The sequence below is a fragment of the Pseudomonas sp. NPDC079367 genome, from assembly GCF_044542195.1.
In the GTDB taxonomy this organism is placed as follows: Bacteria; Pseudomonadota; Gammaproteobacteria; order Pseudomonadales; family Pseudomonadaceae; genus Aquipseudomonas.
The window spans coordinates 127037-146055 of sequence record NZ_JBITTW010000002.1; the positions used below are offsets into that span (position 1 = coordinate 127037).

The window sequence follows — 19019 nt, forward strand, 5'->3', positions numbered from 1 at the left end:
CGTGTCTTTAACGAGAGCGGTCAGCTCGCTATGGACACCAACAGCTTCACCTATCAGGTGATCTGGCAGGGCGTGATTGACTTCAGCGGGACTGTGCCCAGTTACACACTGAACATCCCTGGCTTCAATCCTGCTACTTGCGTATTCATGATCATCCCGACGAGAGCACAGGACGTGCAGCCTGCCGAAGGAGACGGCGCTGCGAACCAGAAATCATACCCATTCGTTACGACGTCAGCTGGGCAGGTTGTTGTTCTGCCCAAAAACCCGTCTTCCAGTGCCGGTACGATTCAATCGCGGGTCGTCGCAAAGGCGTACGCGATCAGGTATTCGACATGAGCTATGGATTCCAGAGCATTAATGACAATGCTTTCGTGCAAATCGACTCGGAGGCTCCACGGCTTTGCATGCTGACGCGAGGATCATACTCAGGGACGGCCAATGCCACGGCAACGTTCTCCCGAGCAATAACGAGCCAAGATCCGCCGCTTGTTTTCATACGGCCTGATCAGACGGGAGTAATTCAGGTTCCATATACAGTCTGGTTCACCGGAGGCCCGGGCAATTGGACGGGGTTTTCAATGAACGCCTCCAAGGTCAACGAATCGTTGAGCGGGCAGTACTTCGTAGCAGCTTGGACTTCTATGGGCACTGCTGCATATGGGCTTCGCCTATGGGACCCAAGCGGCGCGCTTTGCTACGACAGCGGAGCCCCGGCGGTCATCGTGACCTTTGCAGCAGGGGACTGGACATACATCGGGACAGAGCAGCTGAGCGTGGGCCGTCGCTATATCTGGGCGATCAATAAAGCGCTTGGAGCTGGCGAGTATGTTTCTCTCAACCCTTTCACCATGAGCTGTCATAGCGAAGGTTCGGGAGGCAGTTGCGCGCTCGGCGTCGACTACGCCAACGGGCGAATCATGATGTACAGCCTCGCATTCACCGCCTGGACCAATCAGGGCCATCGCCCATTCCTCTGCGCCAAATTGCTGGCCTGACCCTTTCATTTTTGGAGATACACAATGCCCTGGTACAAGACGGGAACGGTCTCTGTCACCCAAAATTCTAATGCCGTGATCGGCACAGGCACTGCTTTCATTGCCAACAGCCGGGTCGGTGATGGTTTTCGCGGGCCGGACGGTCGCTGGTATGAGGTGACCAACATCGCCAGCAACACCGCATTGTCGATCTCTCCGAACTACGAAGGCCCGACAGTGGCTGGCGGTTTTTACTCGATCATGCCGGTGCAGGGTTATCAGAAAGATCTGTCTGACCAGGTGCGCGCCATTCTCAACAGCTACGGGGAAAAGCTGGCGGCGCTCGGCACCACTGGCAACTACGACATTTTGCCGGCCAGCAAGGGTGGTACCGGAATCGACGATCTTTCAATTTTCATTGAGGGATTGTTGAGTGCTGCCGATGCGAGCGCTGCGCGATCAACCCTTGGCGCGGCCAAATCGGGCGCCAACAGCGACATCAACTCCCTGTCGGCTCTGACCACAGCGCTTTCTGTGGCCCAAGGCGGAACCGGCGGTAAGAATGTTCCTGACGCTCGCACCGGGCTCGGCCTGGGAACTGCTGCTGTAGCGGCAGTGCTTGGCACGGTCTCACAAAACGCCGGCGTTCCTACTGGTGCAATTTTTGAATCCGGCTCGAGCAGCGCCGGATCATGGGTGAAGTTTGCGTCAGGTCTGATGATCACTGCGCAAACTCTCAGCCTAACCCCCGGCTGGACTGCCGTGACAGCGAACCGCTTTGCCGGACCGATCGTTGGCAATATGCCCGCATTGTTTTCCGCCGCACCGCTGCTTTTTGTTCAAGTGCGAGACCCTTCTGCAGCGGGACGTGCAGCATGGTGCCCCCTGGCAGAAGCCACCAACGGCAACACGTTCAGTCTGTTTCTCGCCTCCCCGGCATCGTCGACTGTTACTTCGGGCGTGGCATTCAATATTTTTTCGATTGGGAGATGGTTCTGATGAGGATTGATCTGCAACCCATCCGTAGTGACGCCGAACTGAGCGTTGTCCGCATCGGTGACGCGCTTGTGGTAAACGGCGAGACCTTCGATTTTTCCCCCATTCAAGAGGGCGATACCTTGCCTGCCACGGCGATCAGCTCATCCTGGTTCGCGGGACAGGTTGATCGAAAGAGCGGGGAGCTTGAGATCACTATCTTCCTTCCGCTACCCATCAATTTCAGTCCAGAGCAGGCGTACCCGGAACCTTTACTGAATGTTCCTGAGGGTGTGGTGAGTTTGCCGCAACCACTGGCGGATCCAGAGCAACCCACGGAGGCAGCCAAGTGAATATCGATTGGAGCAAATTGATCACCAAGGCGATGAAGGATGCTGTTCAGGCTGCCGAAGCGCTGGCGCGGGCAAAAGCTGAGCTCGCCGCTCGCAACAGTGCAGCGGTGTCGCAAATTGCCCGCATTCAGGATCGAATCGACACGATCGGATTCGGTATCGAAGTGGGAGAGGCGACGGCTGAGGATGAGGCAGAGCAGGCCGCGTTGCTGGTCACGCTCAAAGCGTGGAAAACCTATAAGTTCGCGCTGGGCAAGGTGACCGTTCAGCCTACCTGGTATCAAGCGCCGGTATGGCCAGCCGAACCACCGATCCCGGAAATCATCGCCGCGCCTTTGCTTAGCGGCCCCGACGCAGCCTGAGCCGCATCGAACACCGAAACCCGCCGTCGAGCGGGATTTTTTTGCCTGGAGAAAAGTGATGCCTGTAACCGAAAAAGACCGCGACATCCTCGCCCGCACAATCTGGGGCGAGGCTCGCGGCGAAGGAACGGCGGGGCAGATCGCAGTGGCTTGGACAATCCGCAACCGCGTGTTCGATGGAAAGGAAAAGTCGTGGTGGGGTGAAGGCTACGCCGGCGTCTGCCAGAAACCGTACCAGTTCAGCTGCTGGAACAAGACCGACCCGAATTATCAGTTCCTGATCGGCGTGAAGCAGATCCCTTTCCGCGAGCTGGCGCAGTGCCGGGTAGCGGCTGACCAAGTGATCGACGGCAAGGTGCCGGATCCCACCGGCGGCGCCACCCACTACTACGCTACCAGCATCAAGGCGCCGGCATGGGCGGCAAAGGCCAAGCAGACACTCCGGCTCGGTCACCACATCTTCTTCAAGGATGTTCCTTGATCAAATGCGGACGAGCAGCTCTTACATAGAAGGCGTATCAGCATAGAATGCTGTCTGCCCATACAGCCCTGAGCCGACCATGAACGCCCCCGACCATCTCGAAATTTCCCTCGATCAATTACTGAACATTCGAGCCCCCGGTACTTACCTGGTGATGTGCGAGGGCGACAGCATGAAAGGCGCCGGCGTTTTCAGCGGCGATTTGCTGGTGGTGGACAAAGGACGAGAGGCGGTTGCCGGTAACATGGTCATAGGCGTAATCAACCAGGAACCAGCAGTGAAGTTCCTCATCTACGTGCATGGCCGGCCTGTCCTGAGGTCGGCCAGCAGTGGCTACCCGGATCGACACATTCTCGAAGGCGACACGTTTGAAGTGTGGGGCGTGGTCACTCACAGTATTCGCGACCACGGGCAATCCGCTTAAGCTCGCTCGGTCGTCACCAGATCAGCCCACTCCTGCATCATTGCCCGTCGCTGCTCGAGATAGGAAGCGTGGTTGTAAACGTCGCGGATGAAGCTGCTGTCTGCGTGCGCAAGCTGACGCTCGATCCAGTCTCGGTTATAGCCCCTCCCGTTCATCTCGGTTGAAAAGAGATGGCGGAAACCGTGTGGAGACTGCTTTCCGGTCAGGCCGCAGGCGTCCAGAACGTTGTTTGCATAGTTGGTGCCGATCGGCATCGTCGAGTCACTGCGATTGACGAAAACGTAACGAAGGTGGCCCGTGATCGGCAGCATTGCTTTTAAAAGATCAACCGCTTGAGTAGGCAGAGGCACCGAGTGGTCTCTGCGCATTTTCATCTTGGCGGCGGGGGTTGTCCATACGGCAGTATCGAGATCGATCTCCGACCATTCAGCGCGACGTACCTCTCCCGGGCGGGACGCGGTGTAGATCATCAACATGAATGCCGCTCGAAGCTGCTGGCCTGAAGATGATTCTTGAACAGCCGCTATCGTTTTCGGCATTTCGCTGAAAGGCAGGAAGGGGTGAGGCTTGTGCTGGCCCATGCGCTCAGTGACTGCGTGCATCTCTGCGGTAGGGTTTACGTCGATCAAGCCAATTGCAATGGCATAGCTGAAAACCTGGCCTGTTCGCTGACGCACCTTGACGGCGGTGGCTACCGAGCCGCGTTTCTCAATCTTCCGAATCAAGCTGATGACATCGGCTCGCTTGATAGAGTCGATTTGCCGCGTGCCAAAAGCTGGCAGTACATCCAGTTCCATCAAGTTGCTGATGATTCGGTATGTCCCAGGCGAAATGCTCCCCTTCCTGAATGCCAGCCACTCGTCGTAAACACGACGAAAGGTACGGCCCCCGGCCTCGATCATCTCGGCCTTTTTCTCCCTTCTCGAATTGCGCGGGTCAATCCCGCTGGCAATGTCTTCCCGTGCGGCGTCTCGACGCGCGCGCGCTTCCTTTAGGCCTGTATCCGGGTAAGTCCCGAATGAAATCCGCGCCTGTTTACCAAGCCAAGTGAATCGAAAGTGCCAGCTTTTTATGCCGCTGGTGGCTATATAGAGGGAAAGCCCAAGGGAGTCGGCGATCGTGTATGCCTTGTCCTTCGGCTTGGCCTGCCTGGCCGCAGTGTCCGAGATTGCCACTAGTACATCCTCTGCTTTCTGATCTCAATGTACTGGATGATGTACTAAGTCTTTGTCACTGGGAAGGTATCGCACGGTACAGCTTGGTACTCGATCGGCTTATGTATCAGCGGTTACGCGGGGGTTTATGAAACGGAGGGGTTTTAGGCGGGAGGCTACCGTGGAATCTTTGAAGATTTCCACGGTAATTTCGGCTCTGTTCAGATGGCGTTCGCCGCAGCGATTCGGGCAGGCGGCGAGTTTATCAGCTTGTCTTTGACCGTGCTGACTAAAGGGTCAGCAACCGGTCGGCGAGGCGACCGTTGGCCGTCAGTTCGAGAAATTCGTCGCCCAGTCGGCGGCTTTCGTCCATCGCCGCATGCCAGTATTTCTGCCGGTTCGGCGCATCGCCCATGAAGCGTTTGAAGTCGTTCCGATCGGGCAGTTTGCCGTAGGGCAGACGCGCCAGATATTCCTTCGACGGCGCGACCAGCACCACGTCCTGCAAACGCTGCACCGAAGCGCGGCGCCATGGCAGGGTCTTGTCGAACCAGCCGGGAATCACCCGATCGGTGAAGTGCGGATAGAGCACGATGCCGTCGCCGCTGTAGGGCAGGTCAAGGTGATAGTCGAGCAGGCCCCCGTCGCGGAACGTCCCCGCGCCGGCGCCGGGCAAGTCGCGCACGCCTTCCATGACCATCGGAATCGACCCGGAAGCGAGCAGGGCCTGACGCAGATTGCCGGTATTGAGTGCAACGAAGCGCGAGGGGAAATCGGTCAAGGCATCGAGCGGCGGGGCCAGGCGCGGATCGTGGATGATCAGCCGTTCGAAGTGCCGCGACAACCGTGCACGACCGCGCAGGTTGTCGGCGATCACTGAACCCAGCGCCAGACCAAGGCGCCCGCGATGGTCTTCGGCGAGGCGTCCCTGGCTTTTCACCACCATGATGTTCAGACGGTAATCGGGGTTTTCCAGGATGCTCGCATCGCGGCCGTCGAGCAGGTCGTTGAGCATGCGCTGCGAGCTCTGACTGATCTCGGCCATGGTCACGCCTTTGTTGAAATTCTGCTCGGCGTACAGCTGACCGAGGCGGCGAATGCCCTCGGCGGCGTCCGGCAGGCAGGCACTGGCGAAGCGCCAGGAACCCACCGATGCACCGATCAGCGAACGCTCGCGCGGCGCACTCGGCAACCACTCGCCGAACAACGCCAGATCGAGCCCCTGAATCCCCAGCGCCTTCGGCCCACCGGCCGCGCCGGGCAGGGTGCCGACGTCAGCGGCGTGCAGCCCCTGCGCACGAATCCGCGCCATGGCCCGCGGGCCGGCCTTGAGCGTAAGGGCAGGGAACTTGATGTGGATGGCGGTCATACCGGTCTCGATCGTTAGCAAGCTGCGAATTATAAGCACACCGCCGAATCCTGTGGGAGGGCCCGCGACGACGGCGTACAGATCGTTCCCACGCTCTGCGTGGGAATGCAGCCGGGGACGCTCTGCGTCCCATTGGAACGCGGAGCGTCCCTTGAGGCATTCCTTTGCTGCGCGTGGGAACGATCGGACTGAGGGGCACAATGATGGCCATTCAGTTTCAGTTAAGTTGACCCCGCTATGGTGCCCACCGTAAGCAACATACAAGAATTCGGAGACACCCATGAAAACCCTGACTGCCCTGACCACTGCCTCGATCCTCGGCCTTGGCGCCAACACTGCGCTGGCGCGCGATCTCGGGCCTGACGAAGCGCTTCGTTTGCGCGACGCTGGTACTATCGTCTCCTTCGAGAAGCTCAACGCCATCGCGCTGGAAAAACACCCCGGTTCGGAAATCACCGAAACCGAGCTGGAGGAAGAGTACGGCAAGTTCATTTACCAGATCGAACTGCGTGACCCCAAAGGGCTGAAGTGGGATCTGGAGTTGAATGCCGTCGATGGTGAAGTGCTCAGGGATCATCAGGATACGTAATGAAGCTGAATATTCGCGCCACCCGCCTGACAGCGCTGGCGCTGGTGTTGCTCTGCAGCACTGTCATGGCCCGGGATCTTGATCAGGACGAGGCGCTGGAACTGCGTCGCCAGGGCGTGATTCTGCCGCTGGAGCAAGTGCTGCAGCAGGCCATGGACCGCTACCCCGGCGCCAAACTGCTGGAAGTCGAGCTGGAAGAAAAACACGACGTGTACATTTACGAAGTCGAATTGCTGACGGTCGAAGGCGTAGCGCGCGAGCTGCACTTGAAGGCCGATACCGGCGAGTTAGTCAAAGACAAGGAAGATTGATCGATGCGTTTGCTTCTGGTGGAAGACCACGTACCGCTGGCCGACGAATTGCTCGCTGGCCTGCAACGCCAAGGCTACGCGGTGGATTGGCTCGCAGACGGCCGCGATGCGGTGTATCAGGGCAGCAGCGAGCCCTATGACCTGATCATCCTCGATCTTGGCCTGCCCGGCGTGCCGGGGCTGGACGTGCTGGCGCAGTGGCGCGCGGCCGGGCTGGCGATTCCGGTGCTGATCCTCACCGCGCGCGATTCCTGGGCCGAGCGCATCGAAGGTCTGAAGGCGGGCGCGGATGATTACCTGACCAAACCGTTCCACCCCGAAGAGCTGTACCTGCGCATTCAATCGCTGTTGCGCCGCTCCAAGGGCCAGGCCAATCAGCCGACCCTGCAAGCCGCCGGTCTGCATCTGGACGAAGGCCGTCAGTGCGTGGTTCGCGACGGCGCCGACATCCAGTTGACCGCTGCAGAATTTCGCCTGCTGCGCTATTTCATGCTGCACCCCGAACAGATCCTCTCGAAAAGCCACCTCGCCGAACACCTCTACGACGGCGAAACCGAGCGTGACTCCAACGTCCTAGAAGTGCATGTCAATCACCTGCGGCGCAAGCTCGGTAAAAGCGTGATTGAAACCCGTCGCGGTCAGGGCTATCTGTTTGGCGGGCAAGCTTCATGAGGTCAATCCAGCGCCGTTTGAGCCTGGGTTTGATCAGTGTGATGGTGATCGTCGGTCTGGTGCTGGCGCAGACCAGTCTGTGGTTGTTCGAAGTGGGTTTGCAGCGCTACCTCGAAGCCGGCCTGCGCAACGACAGCGAAAGCCTGCTGGTGGCGCTGGTGCGCGGCCCGCAAGGCCTGCAACTGGATGAGCGGCATCTGTCGCCGGCCTATCAGCGGCCCTTTTCCGGGCATTACTTTCGCATCGACTTCTCTGACAGCCATTGGCGTTCGCGCTCGCTGTGGGATCAGGAGCTGCCGCTGCTGCAACAACCGGGGCTGCACAGCAACCTGCAATTGGGCCCGGGCGGGCAGCGCTTGTTGATACTGCGCTCGGACTATCGGCGCCTGGGCCAATCAATCTCGATCAGCGTCGCTCAGGATTACACGCCGGTCAGCGACAGTTTCCAGCGCATGCGCCAGATCGGCCTGGGTCTGGGGCTGGCGGCGTTGCTGCTGATCCTGTTCCTGCAACGTCTGACCGTACGCCGCGCGCTGAAACCACTGGAACGCGCGCGCGAGCAGATTGCTCAACTGCAACAGGGCCAGCGCTCGCAACTCGACGATCAGGTACCGGTGGAGCTGGAGCCACTGGTGGCGCAGATCAACCATTTGCTCGCCCACACCGAAGACAGCCTCAAGCGCTCGCGCAATGCCTTGGGAAATCTCGGCCACGCGCTGAAAACCCCGCTGGCAGTGCTGCTGAGCCTGGCTTCCAGCGAAAAGCTCGATGACCATCCCGAGCTGCGCAGGATTCTCAAGGAACAACTGGAACAGGTGCAGCAGCGCCTCAATCGCGAACTCAATCGCGCGCGGTTATCGGGGGATGCGCTGCCCGGCGCGTTGTTCGACTGCGATGCCGAACTGCCGGGGCTGCTGGCGACGCTGAACATGATCCACGGCGAACATCTGGCCTTGAATTACGTCGCACCGCCCGGGCTGCAATTGCCATGGGATCGTGAGGATTTGCTCGAACTGCTCGGTAACCTGCTCGACAACGCTTGCAAATGGGCCGATGCCGAAGTGCGCCTGAGCGTCATCGAGCGCACTGACGGTTTTGCGCTGAGCGTGGAAGACGACGGCCCGGGGATCCCCGAAGAGCAGCGCACCCAGGTGTTCAGCCGCGGCACGCGGCTGGATGAGCAGACCCATGGGCATGGGCTGGGATTGGGAATTGTGCGGGACATTGTCGATACGTGGGGTGGCTTGCTGGTGCTGGGCGAGAGCGAGTGGGGCGGGTTGAAAGTGGTGATTGAACTGCCTAAGCGGTGACTCTGAAACTGCCAAAGATTGACCTGTGGGAGCGGGCTTGCTCGCGAAAGTGGCGTGTCAGTCGATCATTGTCTCGCCTGACACACCGCCTTCGCGAGCAAGCCCGCTCCCACATTCGATAGACGGTGGATTTCAGACCCGGAACTGATCCATCAACCGCTGCTGCTGATTCGCCAGGCTGTTGAGCGACTGGCTCACTCGCGCGGACTCATTCGCCTGCCCGGACAATGATTCGGTCACATCGCGAATCGTCGCCACGTTGTTGTTGATCTCCTCGGCCACTGCGCTCTGCTCTTCGGCGGCGCTGGCGATCTGCAGGTTCATGTCACTGATCACCGTCACCGCATCGCCGATCTGCCGCAGCGCCGTTACCGCCTGGCCCACCTGCTCGACACTGCCCTGCGCCTGACGATGGCTGTTGCCCATCGAACCGACCACTTCCTGCGTGCCGTTCTGCAATTGCTCGATGACCTGACGGGTTTCCTCCACCGACTCCTGCGTGCGGCGTGCCAGGTTGCGCACCTCATCGGCGACCACGGCGAAACCGCGTCCGGCTTCACCGGCACGGGCGGCTTCGATGGCGGCGTTGAGTGCCAAGAGATTGGTTTGCTCGGCGATGGCGCGGATGGTTTCCAGCACCGTGCCGATTTTCTCGCTGTTGGCGGCCAGGCCCTCAACCTGAACCATCGCCGCGCTCATGTCGGCGGCGAGGGTGTCGATGCTCGCGGTGGTGCGGTCAATCACGGTCAGGCCCTGACGGGTGGCGCGGTCGGCGTCCTTCGCGGCTTCGGCGGCCTGCGCGGCACTGCGTGCCACGTCTTGCGCGGTGGCGCTCATTTCGTGGGACGCGGTGGCGACCTGATCGACCTGGCGATATTGCTGCTCCATGCCGGCGCTGGTCTGAGTGGCGATGGCCGAAGACTGGTCGGCGGTGTTGCGCGCGTCCTGCACCGAGCGTTTCACTTCGGCAATGATCGGCTGCAACTTGTCGAGGAAGCGATTGAACCAGCCGGCCAGTTGTCCGAGCTCATCCTGCTTGTCATAGGCCAGACGCCGGGTCAGGTCGCCTTCGCCGCTGGCGATGTCTTCAAGCATGTGTGCCACGCCGAGAATCGGTTTGGTCACGCTGCGCGCCATCAACCACACCAGCAGCAGACCGATCAGCGCCGCGAGCAGGCCGAGGCTCAGTTCGATCAGCGTGCCCGAAGTATTGCTCGCATCCAGTTGCTGCTTGAGCGCTTCGGCGCGGCTGACCAGGACTTTTTCCGGCACATCCAGCAGCACGCCCCAGGCCGGCCCGCCGGGAATCGGCTGGAACGGCGAGAGCACTTTCAACTGGCCATTGCTGTGCAGACTGCTCACGCCAGTGCTCGAGGCGAGCAGGCGCAGCAACTCGCTGCCGCTGGCTTGATCCACCGCATCCAGACGCTGACTGAGTTTGCTGGCGTCGGCGCTGTAGCCGGCGAGCAGGCCTGCAGGGCTGACGATGCTGACGGCGGTCTGACCGTCGTAGAGTTTTTTGCTCGCGTTTTGGCTGACCGCTTGCAGGCTGTTGAGATTGATGTCGACCGACAGCGAGGCGATGACTTTGCCATTGACCTGCAGCGGGAAGACGATGCTGGTCATCAGCACTTTGTGGCCGTCGATGACATAGAAGTACGGCTCGATCACGCACGGTTTGAGCGTGGTGCGCGGGCAGGTGAACCAGGCGTTGGCGGCCTGACCGCTGGGGCCGGTGCGGGTGTCGCTCATGTCGCTTTCCGGCAGCGCCATCGAGGTGACTTTGCCCGGGGTCGGCTGCGACCAGTACAGGGCAAAACGGCCCTTGTCGTTGCTGCCCAGCTCAGCCTGATCGGCGAACAGTTCGTCCTTGCCGTCCAGCGCATTGGCTTCGAACACCAGCGACAGGCCGAGCAGGTCCGGGTTGGCCTGCAGCGCGGATTTGACCTGACGGGTCATGTCCTCGCGCAGGTCGAAGGCGTCGAGAAAACGCTTCTCGGCCTGCTCGCGCAAAAACAGCACCTGGCGCGAGAAACCGTGACCGTACTGATAGGCGTCCATGAATTGCTGACGAATGCCCGCCGCTTGCACCTCACCCTGCGACTCGATGCGCGCCTGTGCCGACTCGGTGAGCATTTCCATGCTTGACGCCTTGACCAACGCGGAACTGTGCTCCATGCGGTAGAGCGAAAGACCGACGAGCAGGGTCACGATACCGGCGAGGCAGAGGCCGGCGAGCAGGGTGATTTTCCATTGGATGGAAAGGTGTCTGAGCGACATGGAAAACATCCTTATTCGATAAATATCTGAGACTTTGCACTGTAACGGCTGAAAAGCAGCTTTCTTGAGCGGCAAGCTGCAAACCGCAAGCCGCAGCTAGAGGCGGACCTTGATGATCGTTCCCACGCTCTGCGTGGGAATGCAGCCCGGCACGCTCCGCGTCCCAAAGCGGACGCAGAGCGTCCATTGAGACATTCCTTTGCTGCGCGTGGGAACGATCAAGCGGCAAGCGAAAAGCGAGGCGTGGGCGCAAGGATTTGCTTTTCGCTTGCCGCTCGAAACTTGCAGCTTGAGGCTGCTTGGGGCACAGTGCGCGCCCTTTTAACAAGACCCTTTTGGTTCCGCCGACCAGTTCTGGCGGACTCATCCTGTCTGGCGGTCGGTTGTCCACCGCAGTGTTTTTCGAGGTAGTGAAATGAATGCAGTCATAGCAGCCGTCGGCGTCATGCTGATCCTCAGCCTGTCGCGCGTGCATGTGGTGATCGCGCTGATCGTCGGAGCGCTGGTCGGTGGCCTGACCGGTGGTCTGGGCATCGACGCCACACTCAAGGCGTTCAACAGCGGCCTGGGCGGCGGCGCGACGGTGGCGTTGTCCTACGCGTTGCTCGGCGCTTTCGCCGTGGCGATCGCCAAGTCCGGGCTGGCCCATGCACTGGCCGACAAGGCTCTGGCCATGGTCGATCGGCAACACGCGACCAGCGGCGGTAACGTCAAATGGCTGTTGATCGGCCTGCTGTGGGTCGTGGCGATTGCCTCGCAGAATATTCTGCCCATCCACATCGCGTTCATTCCGCTGCTGGTGCCGCCGCTTCTCTATGTGCTGACCAAGCTGCAACTCGATCGCCGCCTGATCGCTTGCGTCATGACCTTCGGCCTGATCACCCCGTACATGTTCCTGCCGGTGGGGTTCGGCAACATCTTCCTCAATGAAATTCTGCTGGCCAACGTCGCGCGCAGCGGCGTCGACATCAGCGGCATCAATATCACCCACGCCATGGGCATTCCGGCGCTGGGCATGGTCTTCGGTCTGGCGATGGCGTTCATCAGCTATCGCAAGAAGCGCGTTTATGACCTTGCCAAAATCGAACAGGTCGAGCAGGCGGCGGTGCAATACAACCCGCTGAGCCTGATGATTGCAGGCGTGGCCATTGCTTCGGCGTTCGTGGTGCAACTGCTGTTGGATTCGATGATTATCGGGGCGCTGGTGGGCTTTTTGATCTTTTCGGTGTCCGGCATCGTCAAGTGGCGCGAGACCGATGACCTGTTCACCGAAGGCATGAAAATGATGGCGATGATCGGCTTCATCATGATCGCCGCCTCAGGCTTCGCCGAAGTGATGAAGGCCACCGGGCAAGTGCAGACACTGGTTGAATCGTCGGCTGCGTGGATCAACCACAGCAAAGGCGTCGGCGCACTGTTGATGCTGCTGGTGGGATTGCTGGTGACCATGGGCATCGGCTCGTCGTTCTCCACCGTGCCGATTCTGGCCGCGATTTTCGTGCCGTTGTGCGTACAACTGGGCTTCAGCCCGATGGCCATCGTGTGCATCGTTGGCACCGCCGGTGCATTGGGCGACGCCGGTTCGCCGGCCTCGGATTCGACCCTCGGCCCGACCTCCGGCCTGAACATCGACGGCCAGCATCACCACATCTGGGACACCGTGGTGCCGACTTTCCTGCACTACAACCTGCCGCTGCTGGCATTCGGCTGGGTGGCCGCGATGGTGCTCTGACCCTGTCACCGATCACCCTGTGATCGTTCCCACGCTCTGCGTGGGAATGCAGTCCGGGACGCTCTGCGTCCCTTCCAGAAGCCGAACGCGGAGCGTCCGATGAGGCATTCCCACGCAGAGCGTGGGAACGATCAACTGAAACGCCGCTATCGCCAGCAGGCTGGCTCCCACAGGGGAGTGGGGTAATCCCTTCGCTCAACTTTTGCTCCGGCGTGCCGTTAAAGCCTTTAACCACGCCAACAAAACCAAAAGAGTGAGTCCCCCGATGCGCCTGAGTCTCAAGGCTAAAGTCCTGTCCCTTGCCGTTCTGCCGGTGCTGCTCTTTGCGCTGGTCATCAGCGTGACCACGCTGTTCATCCTTCAGGAACAGGCGCGCAAGGAAGTCGAACAGACCCGCGAGCGGCTGCTCAGCGATGCCAAGGCCACCCTGCAAAGTTACGTCGCCGTGGCCATGACCACGATCAAACCGCTGTACGACGCCGCCGCACCGGGCGACGACGCGGCGCGCGCCCAGGCAATCAAATTGCTCTCGGGCATCCGCTACGGCAAGGACGGCTACTTCTTCGGCTACGACTCCGAGACCGTGCGCCTGTTCAAGGCCAACGACCCCGACGGCGTGGGCAAAAGCTTCAAGGACAACCGCGATCCGAACGGCGTCTACGTCAACCTCGGCCTGGTCAAAGTGGCCAAGGACGGCACTCACTATCTGCAATACAGCTCGCCGCTGCCGGGCAACGCCAAGGTGCTCGTGCCGAAACTCGGTTACACCGAATACCTGCCGAAGTGGGACATGGCGGTCGGTACCTCGGTCAATCTCGACGGCATCGAAGCGCAAGTGGCGCAGGTCGAGGCGCAAGTGCAGGAGCGGGTGCAAGGCGTGGTGCTGAGCATCGTCGGCGTCGCGGTGCTGGTGCTGTTGGTGATTGCGGCGGCGGGCATGCTGCTGGCCAACACCATTCTGCGTCCGCTGACGCAAATGAAAGCCAGCCTCGATGACATCGCGGCGGGCGAGGGCGACCTGACCCGGCGCCTGAACATCACCAGCCAGGACGAGCTCGGCGAACTGGCCGGCTCGTTCAACCGTTTCGTCGACAAGATCCACGGCCTGGTGCGGCAGATCACCGAGATGACCACGCAACTGACCGGGCTGGTCACCCAGGTCTCGGAACAGGCGCAGCGTTCCGATCAGGCCATGGAGCGTCAGCGCCACGAAACCGATCAGGTCGCCACGGCGATCAACGAAATGTCCGCCGCCGCCCAGGAAGTGGCGAAGAGCGCACAGAACGCCGCCGTCGCCGCCCAGCAGACTGATGAAGAAGGCCAGAGCGCCAAGCGCGTGGTGGCAGGCAGCATCAAACAGATTCATGCGCTGGTCGATGACATCCGCAACAGCGGCGTGTCGCTGGACAGCCTGCAGCAGGACGTCAGTTCGATTGTCGGCGTGCTTGGGGTGATCCGTTCGATCGCCGAGCAGACCAATCTGCTGGCGCTCAACGCCGCGATCGAAGCGGCGCGGGCCGGTGAGGCCGGGCGCGGCTTTGCGGTGGTGGCCGACGAAGTTCGCGCGCTGGCCAGCCGCACGCAGATCAGCACCCAGGAAATTCAGGGCATGATCGACCGCTTGCAAGCGGGCACGCAGCAGGCTGTGGAGGCGATGCGCCGCTCCAGCGAAGCCGGCGACGGCACGTCACAGCAAGCCAATCAGGCCGGCGCGTCGCTGGACGCGATGGCGCAATTGATTGCGACGATCAACTCGATGAACGCGCAGATCGCCAGCGCCGCGGAAGAGCAGACGGCAGTGGCTGAAGAGATCAACCGCAGCGTGCACCAGATTGCCGTGGCGGTGGACAGCGTCGCCGATGAAACGCAACTGGGTGCGCAGACCTCGCGCAGTCTGGCGGACTTGGGGCAGCGATTGGGCAAGCTGGTCGGGCAGTTCCGTATCTGACGCGTCCGCAATCCCCTGTAGGAGCTGCCGAAGGCTGCGATCTTTTGATCTTGGTCTGTTGATCTTTCACAGGCAGATCAAAAGATCGCAGCCTTCGGCAGCTCCTACAATGGGATCGAGTGGGCTTAAGGTCTGTCCCAATAGGGCACTTCGCCAAAGCACTCGACAAAAAAATCAATCACCGTCCTTACCTTCACCGACAGCCGTCGGCTCCCCGGCCACAGCACGGCGATCTGCTGCGGCTCCAGACTGTTCGACACCTGATACTCCCCCAGCACCGGCACCAGCGTGCCTGCGCGCACCGCTTCGCCAATCAGCCACGACGGAAACATCACCAGCCCGAGCCCTTGCTGAGCGGCCTGGGTGAGGGTGTCGGCGTGGTTGCCGGTGATCGGGCCTCTGACCGTGTACGGCGTCCAGTCCTCGCTGTCACGGCGGAAAAACCAGCGCTGCTGACCCGCCGCACCTTTGTAGGCCAGGCACTGGTGTTGCGCGAGTTCGTCGGGATGCTGCGGCGTGCCGCGGCGTTGCAGATAGGCAGGGCTGGCGGCGACCTGGAAGCGGTGCGGTGCCAGAATGCGTGCCTGCATGCTCGAATCATGCAGCGCGCCGATGCGAAACAGCAGGTCGGCGCCTTCCTGTAGCGGGTCGACATAATGGTCGGTTTGCTGGATGTCCAGTTGCAGTTTCGGATAGCGCGCGCAGAGCTCGCCCAGCCACGGTGTCAGATGGCGCTGGCCGAACACCACCGGCGCGTTGATGCGCACCAGTCCGGTGGGTTCGCTTTGCTGCTCCTGCAACGCCTGTTCGGCTTCTTCCAGTTGCACCAGTAGCAAGCGTGCATGGTGGCCGAGCGTGCGTCCGGCTTCGGTCGGTGTGACCGCGCGGGTGTGGCGGTAGAGCAATTGCTGGTTCAGCGCCTGTTCCATCAACTGGATCTGCCGCGAAATGGAGGAGGGCGCGACGCCTTCGCGGCGGGCGACTTCGGAAAAACTGCCGTGGTCGAGGACCGCCACGAACAGCCTTAACGCTTTGAATCCGAGTTCGTTGAGCCCGTGCATGCTGTGTCTCGCTGTGCGTGTTGCGCAAAAGTGTTGTCCGGATGCTCCCATTTATCGCACAGCGACACCAGCCGATAATCCGCGCCATTGTTTATGAGCGTGGAAGGTTGTGTATGCAGACGTTGAATGAAGGGGTAGTGGCGGCGCCGGTCAAGCGATCGGTGTTGCGTCTGCTGTTGCTGCCGCTGGTCATTCTCGCCGGCATGGGTTTGTCGGTTGAGGCCGGGCTGCTTGGGCCGCTGGGTGAGCAGGTCGGGCATTTGTGGGCGACGTTGAGCATCTTCGGCGTGGGTTCGGCGATTCTGTTTTTGCTGTTGCTGTTCGCCGGTCCACAGAAAGGTCCTGCGTTGACCGAGCTGCCGCGCTGGCAGTTGATCGGCGGATTCCTCGGGCCGATCTACGTGGTGGTCCTGACGCTGGCGACCCCGCACATCGGCATTGCCATGACGATGATTGCGATTTTGTCCGGTCAGGTCGGCAAGAGCGTATTGATCGATCATTTCGGCTGGTTCGGCGCGACGCGCAAGAAGGTCAACGGCGAGCGCTGGCTGGCGTTGGGCTTGATTGTGGTGGCTTTGGTTCTGATTGCGCGGGGGTGATTGATGGGTCTGGTGATTTTGTTGGCAGTGGTGGTATTGGCCGGTGCGGTGCTCAGTGTGCAGGCCGCGATCAATGGGCGTTTGGGTGAGACGGTTGGCGTGCTGCGTTCCAGTTTGCTGACCTTTGCGGTGGGCGCGGTGGTGACCGGGTTGTTGATTCTGTTTTTCGAGCCGGCGCAGGCGGTGAGTCTGCTTGAGGTGCCGAAGTGGCAGTTGACCGGGGCGCTGTTTGGCGTGGTGTACATGATGGTGATGGTCGGCGCGGTGCCTGTGGTCGGGACAGCTGTGGCGACGGTGGCGGTGATTGTCGGGCAGTTGGGGATGGGGATGTTGATCGACAATTTTGGCTGGTTGGGGAACCCGGCGATCGAATTGTCTTCGAGCAGGATCCTGGCGATGGTGTGTTTGGCGGCGGCTCTGGTGTTTATGTATCGGAGTTCGCGGCAGGCGCAGTGATCGGATGAATTCGGATACGTGTGTATATCTGCTGAAGCTAATGCTCATTGTGTGTAGGCGCTGCCGAAGGCTGCGATCTTTTGCTATTGCCATCTCTCTGCGTCGCCCACACCCTGAACACTCCTGCAAAACCACCTTCTACACTGTCCCCTACGGCTTGCTCGCAAGCCCCAGACAACCACCACTGAAGGAGTCTGTCCCATGTCCGATAAAAAATGCGACTGCCCCGGCTGCAACTGCACCCTCAAAGAGGGCGATCATTCCTACGCTGTACACGGTAAACACTATTGCTGCGAGGCTTGCGCTCACCATCACAAGGACGGCGAAGAGTGTGCGATGAAGGGCTGCGGCTGCGCTCATCCGAAATAGGCACGGCCAAAAAAAGTGGAGCCTAATCAGGCTCCACTTCCATTTTCAGACTGTTGTCGTCCCGTCGTTCAAAGTGTCTCACCGTACCCTGCAATGTTCGTCCCTGAACCTTGATCACCACAATCTTCGCCTGGTCGAGGTCTTCCGGCACCGGTGCCTGCAAGCACAAGGTGAAGCGGTAAGGATCATCAGCGACCGTTTCCAGCGCGACCTCGCAAGCCACCGTTTTGGTGATCTGGCCGAAGAACGTGGTCAGGCCGTAATCCAGTCGGGCCGGGTGATAAGTGTCGGTCATCGTCGATTCTCCCTGTCGATTTGCCAAGCCTGCGGTGAAGGCGGTGGGGTCAGTTGGTCTGGCGCCAGGTGACGTTTTGCAGGCCGAATTTTTCTGCCATCGGTTTGCTGGTCTTTTGCACTTTCTCGCGGCCAAAGCGCGGGATGCGACCCACGCCCGCGTCGCAGCTTGCCCAATGCCAGGCTTCGGCGTTGTCCATTTTGTCCGAGCGGATAATGAACGTCTTGGGGGTGCCATGCAGTGTGTAGTCGATGACGTAAAGTTTTGCGTTGTTCATAAAGCCCGAATTCCTCCCTGTGGTATTAAACGGATCGCGCTGTGCCGGGAAAATTCATTCGGATTGTCCGACGGTATCTCCCGTTGGCGAGGGCGGGGCGCGCTGGTTACCATGGCGGCTTCGCCAGCCCCCTGTGAACACTCGCCATGGCCCTCGCCGCGCCCCCTGATCTGACCGACACCGATGTGCCCGTGCAACCGCTGGCGCGGACGTATCCGCGAGGCCTGTTCATCGAGCCGCACGAGCATGTCTGGGGCCAGTTGCTGTATGCGATGAGCGGAGTGATGTGGGTGGAAACCCCGCACGAAGCGCTGGTGGTACCGCCGCAGCGGGCGGTGTGGTTGCCGCCCGGGGTGCCGCACGGGATTCGCGTGGTGTCGGATTTGCAGATGCGCAATATCTACCTGCGCCCGGCGCTGGCGGCGACGCTGGATGCGACGGTGCAGGTGATCGAAGTCGGCGGTTTGCTGCGCGAGTTGATCGTCGGGCTGGTGGCGCAGGGCGATGACGGCGAGGTTGAGTATTACGAGGCACTGGTCGGTCTGGCGTTGCTGGAGTTGCGGCGGGCAAGGCGTTCGCAACTGAAGATCCCGCTGCCGGATGAGTCCGACCGGCGTCTGATGAATCTTTGCCACGCGGTGATGGCCGCGCCGTCGCTGGAGATTCCGTTCGAGCAGCATGCGGAAAATGCCGGGGCCAGCGTGCGTACGTTGGCGCGGCTGTTCAAGGACAGCCTCGGCATGGGCTTCGCCGAATGGCGGCGGCAGGTGCAGTTGGCCACAGCGGTGGCAGCGTTGATTCAGGGCGTGGCGGTGAGCGTCATCGCTCGCGATTTGGGCTACTCGCCGAGCAGCTTCAGCGACATGTTTCGCCGGGAGCTGGGCGTGGCGCCTTCGCAATTTGCTGTAGAACACGATTAACCAAGCCCGCTCCCACAGGGTTTTTGCGGTGCGCCAGTCATTTGTCCGAAATTCAGAAGTCCTTGGCCGATAGCGCTCCGCCCGTTTCCCTAGACTCTGCCCATC

General features: G+C 60.6%; 23 protein-coding genes and 2 pseudogenes. 18 read left to right on the forward strand and 7 right to left on the reverse strand.

What is annotated here, in order from left to right; translation table 11 throughout:
- Positions 1-30: 30 nt before the first annotated feature.
- From ACIGDJ_RS05435 to ACIGDJ_RS05465, 7 genes are all read left to right on the forward strand, one after another.
- Positions 31-339 carry a hypothetical protein gene (locus ACIGDJ_RS05435; protein ID WP_256589818.1) on the forward strand — a complete coding sequence of 103 codons (309 nt, stop codon included), beginning with the start codon at positions 31-33 and terminating at the stop codon, positions 337-339.
- 242 nt (positions 340-581) lie between these two features.
- A complete protein-coding gene (locus ACIGDJ_RS05440; protein ID WP_256589819.1) occupies positions 582-998 on the forward strand; it encodes a hypothetical protein in 417 nt (138 codons plus the stop codon).
- Between the two features lie 24 nt (positions 999-1022).
- Entirely contained in the window at positions 1023-1976 is a 954-nt protein-coding gene (locus ACIGDJ_RS05445; protein ID WP_397478775.1) for a phage tail protein, read from the forward strand.
- Positions 1976-2305 (forward strand): hypothetical protein, encoded by a 330-nt coding sequence (locus ACIGDJ_RS05450; RefSeq protein WP_397478776.1) that lies wholly within the window; start codon positions 1976-1978, stop codon positions 2303-2305. Before ACIGDJ_RS05445 ends, ACIGDJ_RS05450 begins: the two co-directional genes overlap by 1 nt.
- A gap of 32 nt (positions 2306-2337) precedes the next feature.
- Positions 2338-2667, forward strand: a complete 330-nt coding sequence (locus tag ACIGDJ_RS05455) for a phage tail protein (protein ID WP_397478789.1) — start codon at positions 2338-2340, stop codon at positions 2665-2667.
- A 58-nt stretch (positions 2668-2725) separates the two neighbouring features.
- On the forward strand, positions 2726-3148 hold the full coding sequence (locus tag ACIGDJ_RS05460; RefSeq protein WP_397478777.1) for a cell wall hydrolase: 423 nt from the start codon (positions 2726-2728) through the stop codon (positions 3146-3148).
- A 79-nt stretch (positions 3149-3227) separates the two neighbouring features.
- Positions 3228-3572: a LexA family transcriptional regulator gene (locus ACIGDJ_RS05465; protein ID WP_101158944.1), complete on the forward strand. Its 345-nt coding sequence runs from the start codon at positions 3228-3230 to the stop codon at positions 3570-3572.
- On the opposite strand, the gene ACIGDJ_RS05470 is transcribed toward ACIGDJ_RS05465, so the two are convergent.
- Positions 3569-4747 (reverse strand): tyrosine-type recombinase/integrase, encoded by a 1179-nt coding sequence (locus tag ACIGDJ_RS05470; protein ID WP_397478778.1) that lies wholly within the window; start codon positions 4745-4747, stop codon positions 3569-3571. The genes ACIGDJ_RS05465 and ACIGDJ_RS05470 overlap by 4 nt on opposite strands.
- Before the next feature lie 268 nt (positions 4748-5015).
- Complete coding sequence (locus tag ACIGDJ_RS05475; RefSeq protein ID WP_397478779.1) at positions 5016-6095, reverse strand: patatin-like phospholipase family protein; 1080 nt, start codon at positions 6093-6095, stop codon at positions 5016-5018.
- 280 nt (positions 6096-6375) lie between these two features.
- Between ACIGDJ_RS05475 and ACIGDJ_RS05480 the strand changes: the two genes are divergently transcribed.
- Genes ACIGDJ_RS05480 through ACIGDJ_RS05495 form a run of 4 tightly spaced genes read left to right on the forward strand, consistent with a single transcriptional unit; the run spans position 6376 to position 8977 of the window.
- Entirely contained in the window at positions 6376-6684 is a 309-nt protein-coding gene (locus ACIGDJ_RS05480; protein WP_016775414.1) for a PepSY domain-containing protein, read from the forward strand.
- Positions 6684-6995 carry a PepSY domain-containing protein gene (locus ACIGDJ_RS05485; RefSeq protein WP_101159012.1) on the forward strand — a complete coding sequence of 104 codons (312 nt, stop codon included), beginning with the start codon at positions 6684-6686 and terminating at the stop codon, positions 6993-6995. Before ACIGDJ_RS05480 ends, ACIGDJ_RS05485 begins: the two co-directional genes overlap by 1 nt.
- A gap of 3 nt (positions 6996-6998) precedes the next feature.
- Positions 6999-7667 carry a response regulator transcription factor gene (locus ACIGDJ_RS05490; protein WP_016775412.1) on the forward strand — a complete coding sequence of 223 codons (669 nt, stop codon included), beginning with the start codon at positions 6999-7001 and terminating at the stop codon, positions 7665-7667.
- Positions 7664-8977 (forward strand): sensor histidine kinase, encoded by a 1314-nt coding sequence (locus tag ACIGDJ_RS05495; protein ID WP_101159011.1) that lies wholly within the window; start codon positions 7664-7666, stop codon positions 8975-8977. The genes ACIGDJ_RS05490 and ACIGDJ_RS05495 overlap by 4 nt, the downstream gene beginning before the upstream one ends.
- 132 nt (positions 8978-9109) lie before the next feature.
- Here ACIGDJ_RS05495 and ACIGDJ_RS05500 read toward each other — a convergent pair whose 3' ends face one another.
- Entirely contained in the window at positions 9110-9865 is a 756-nt protein-coding gene (locus ACIGDJ_RS05500) for a methyl-accepting chemotaxis protein (protein ID WP_371699990.1), read from the reverse strand.
- A gap of 102 nt (positions 9866-9967) precedes the next feature.
- A pseudogene (locus ACIGDJ_RS05505) lies at positions 9968-11266 on the reverse strand (HAMP domain-containing protein); the annotation flags it as partial.
- 406 nt (positions 11267-11672) lie between these two features.
- On the opposite strand from ACIGDJ_RS05505, the gene ACIGDJ_RS05510 reads away from it, so the two are divergent.
- The 3 genes and pseudogenes from ACIGDJ_RS05510 (at position 11673) to ACIGDJ_RS05520 (ending at position 14937) form a co-directional block, all read left to right on the forward strand.
- Positions 11673-12989: a Na+/H+ antiporter family protein gene (locus ACIGDJ_RS05510; RefSeq protein WP_101159009.1), complete on the forward strand. Its 1317-nt coding sequence runs from the start codon at positions 11673-11675 to the stop codon at positions 12987-12989.
- 265 nt (positions 12990-13254) lie between these two features.
- Positions 13255-14079, forward strand: a pseudogene (locus ACIGDJ_RS05515) (cache domain-containing protein); the annotation flags it as partial.
- Between the two features lie 102 nt (positions 14080-14181).
- The gene (locus ACIGDJ_RS05520) at positions 14182-14937 is read left to right on the forward strand and encodes a methyl-accepting chemotaxis protein (RefSeq protein WP_397478790.1); all 756 of its coding nucleotides are present in this window, start codon (positions 14182-14184) and stop codon (positions 14935-14937) included.
- A 125-nt stretch (positions 14938-15062) separates the two neighbouring features.
- On the opposite strand, the gene ACIGDJ_RS05525 is transcribed toward ACIGDJ_RS05520, so the two are convergent.
- On the reverse strand, positions 15063-15998 hold the full coding sequence (locus ACIGDJ_RS05525; protein WP_313006091.1) for a LysR family transcriptional regulator: 936 nt from the start codon (positions 15996-15998) through the stop codon (positions 15063-15065).
- Positions 15999-16111: 113 nt separating this feature from the next.
- Between ACIGDJ_RS05525 and ACIGDJ_RS05530 the strand changes: the two genes are divergently transcribed.
- From ACIGDJ_RS05530 to ACIGDJ_RS05540, 3 genes are all read left to right on the forward strand, one after another.
- Positions 16112-16597: a DMT family transporter gene (locus ACIGDJ_RS05530; protein WP_122508353.1), complete on the forward strand. Its 486-nt coding sequence runs from the start codon at positions 16112-16114 to the stop codon at positions 16595-16597.
- 3 nt (positions 16598-16600) lie between these two features.
- A complete protein-coding gene (locus tag ACIGDJ_RS05535) occupies positions 16601-17053 on the forward strand; it encodes a DMT family transporter (RefSeq protein ID WP_101159005.1) in 453 nt (150 codons plus the stop codon).
- Positions 17054-17254: 201 nt separating this feature from the next.
- Positions 17255-17422 carry a metallothionein gene (locus ACIGDJ_RS05540; RefSeq protein ID WP_101159004.1) on the forward strand — a complete coding sequence of 56 codons (168 nt, stop codon included), beginning with the start codon at positions 17255-17257 and terminating at the stop codon, positions 17420-17422.
- A gap of 22 nt (positions 17423-17444) precedes the next feature.
- Here the strand turns inward: ACIGDJ_RS05540 and ACIGDJ_RS05545 are convergent, their stop codons facing one another.
- Both ACIGDJ_RS05545 and ACIGDJ_RS05550 read right to left on the reverse strand, forming a co-directional pair.
- Positions 17445-17717, reverse strand: a complete 273-nt coding sequence (locus ACIGDJ_RS05545; RefSeq protein ID WP_397478780.1) for a hypothetical protein — start codon at positions 17715-17717, stop codon at positions 17445-17447.
- A gap of 49 nt (positions 17718-17766) precedes the next feature.
- On the reverse strand, positions 17767-17994 hold the full coding sequence (locus ACIGDJ_RS05550; RefSeq protein ID WP_101159002.1) for a DUF6555 family protein: 228 nt from the start codon (positions 17992-17994) through the stop codon (positions 17767-17769).
- A 146-nt stretch (positions 17995-18140) separates the two neighbouring features.
- On the opposite strand from ACIGDJ_RS05550, the gene ACIGDJ_RS05555 reads away from it, so the two are divergent.
- Positions 18141-18914 carry a helix-turn-helix domain-containing protein gene (locus tag ACIGDJ_RS05555; protein ID WP_101159001.1) on the forward strand — a complete coding sequence of 258 codons (774 nt, stop codon included), beginning with the start codon at positions 18141-18143 and terminating at the stop codon, positions 18912-18914.
- Positions 18915-19019: the final 105 nt, after the last annotated feature.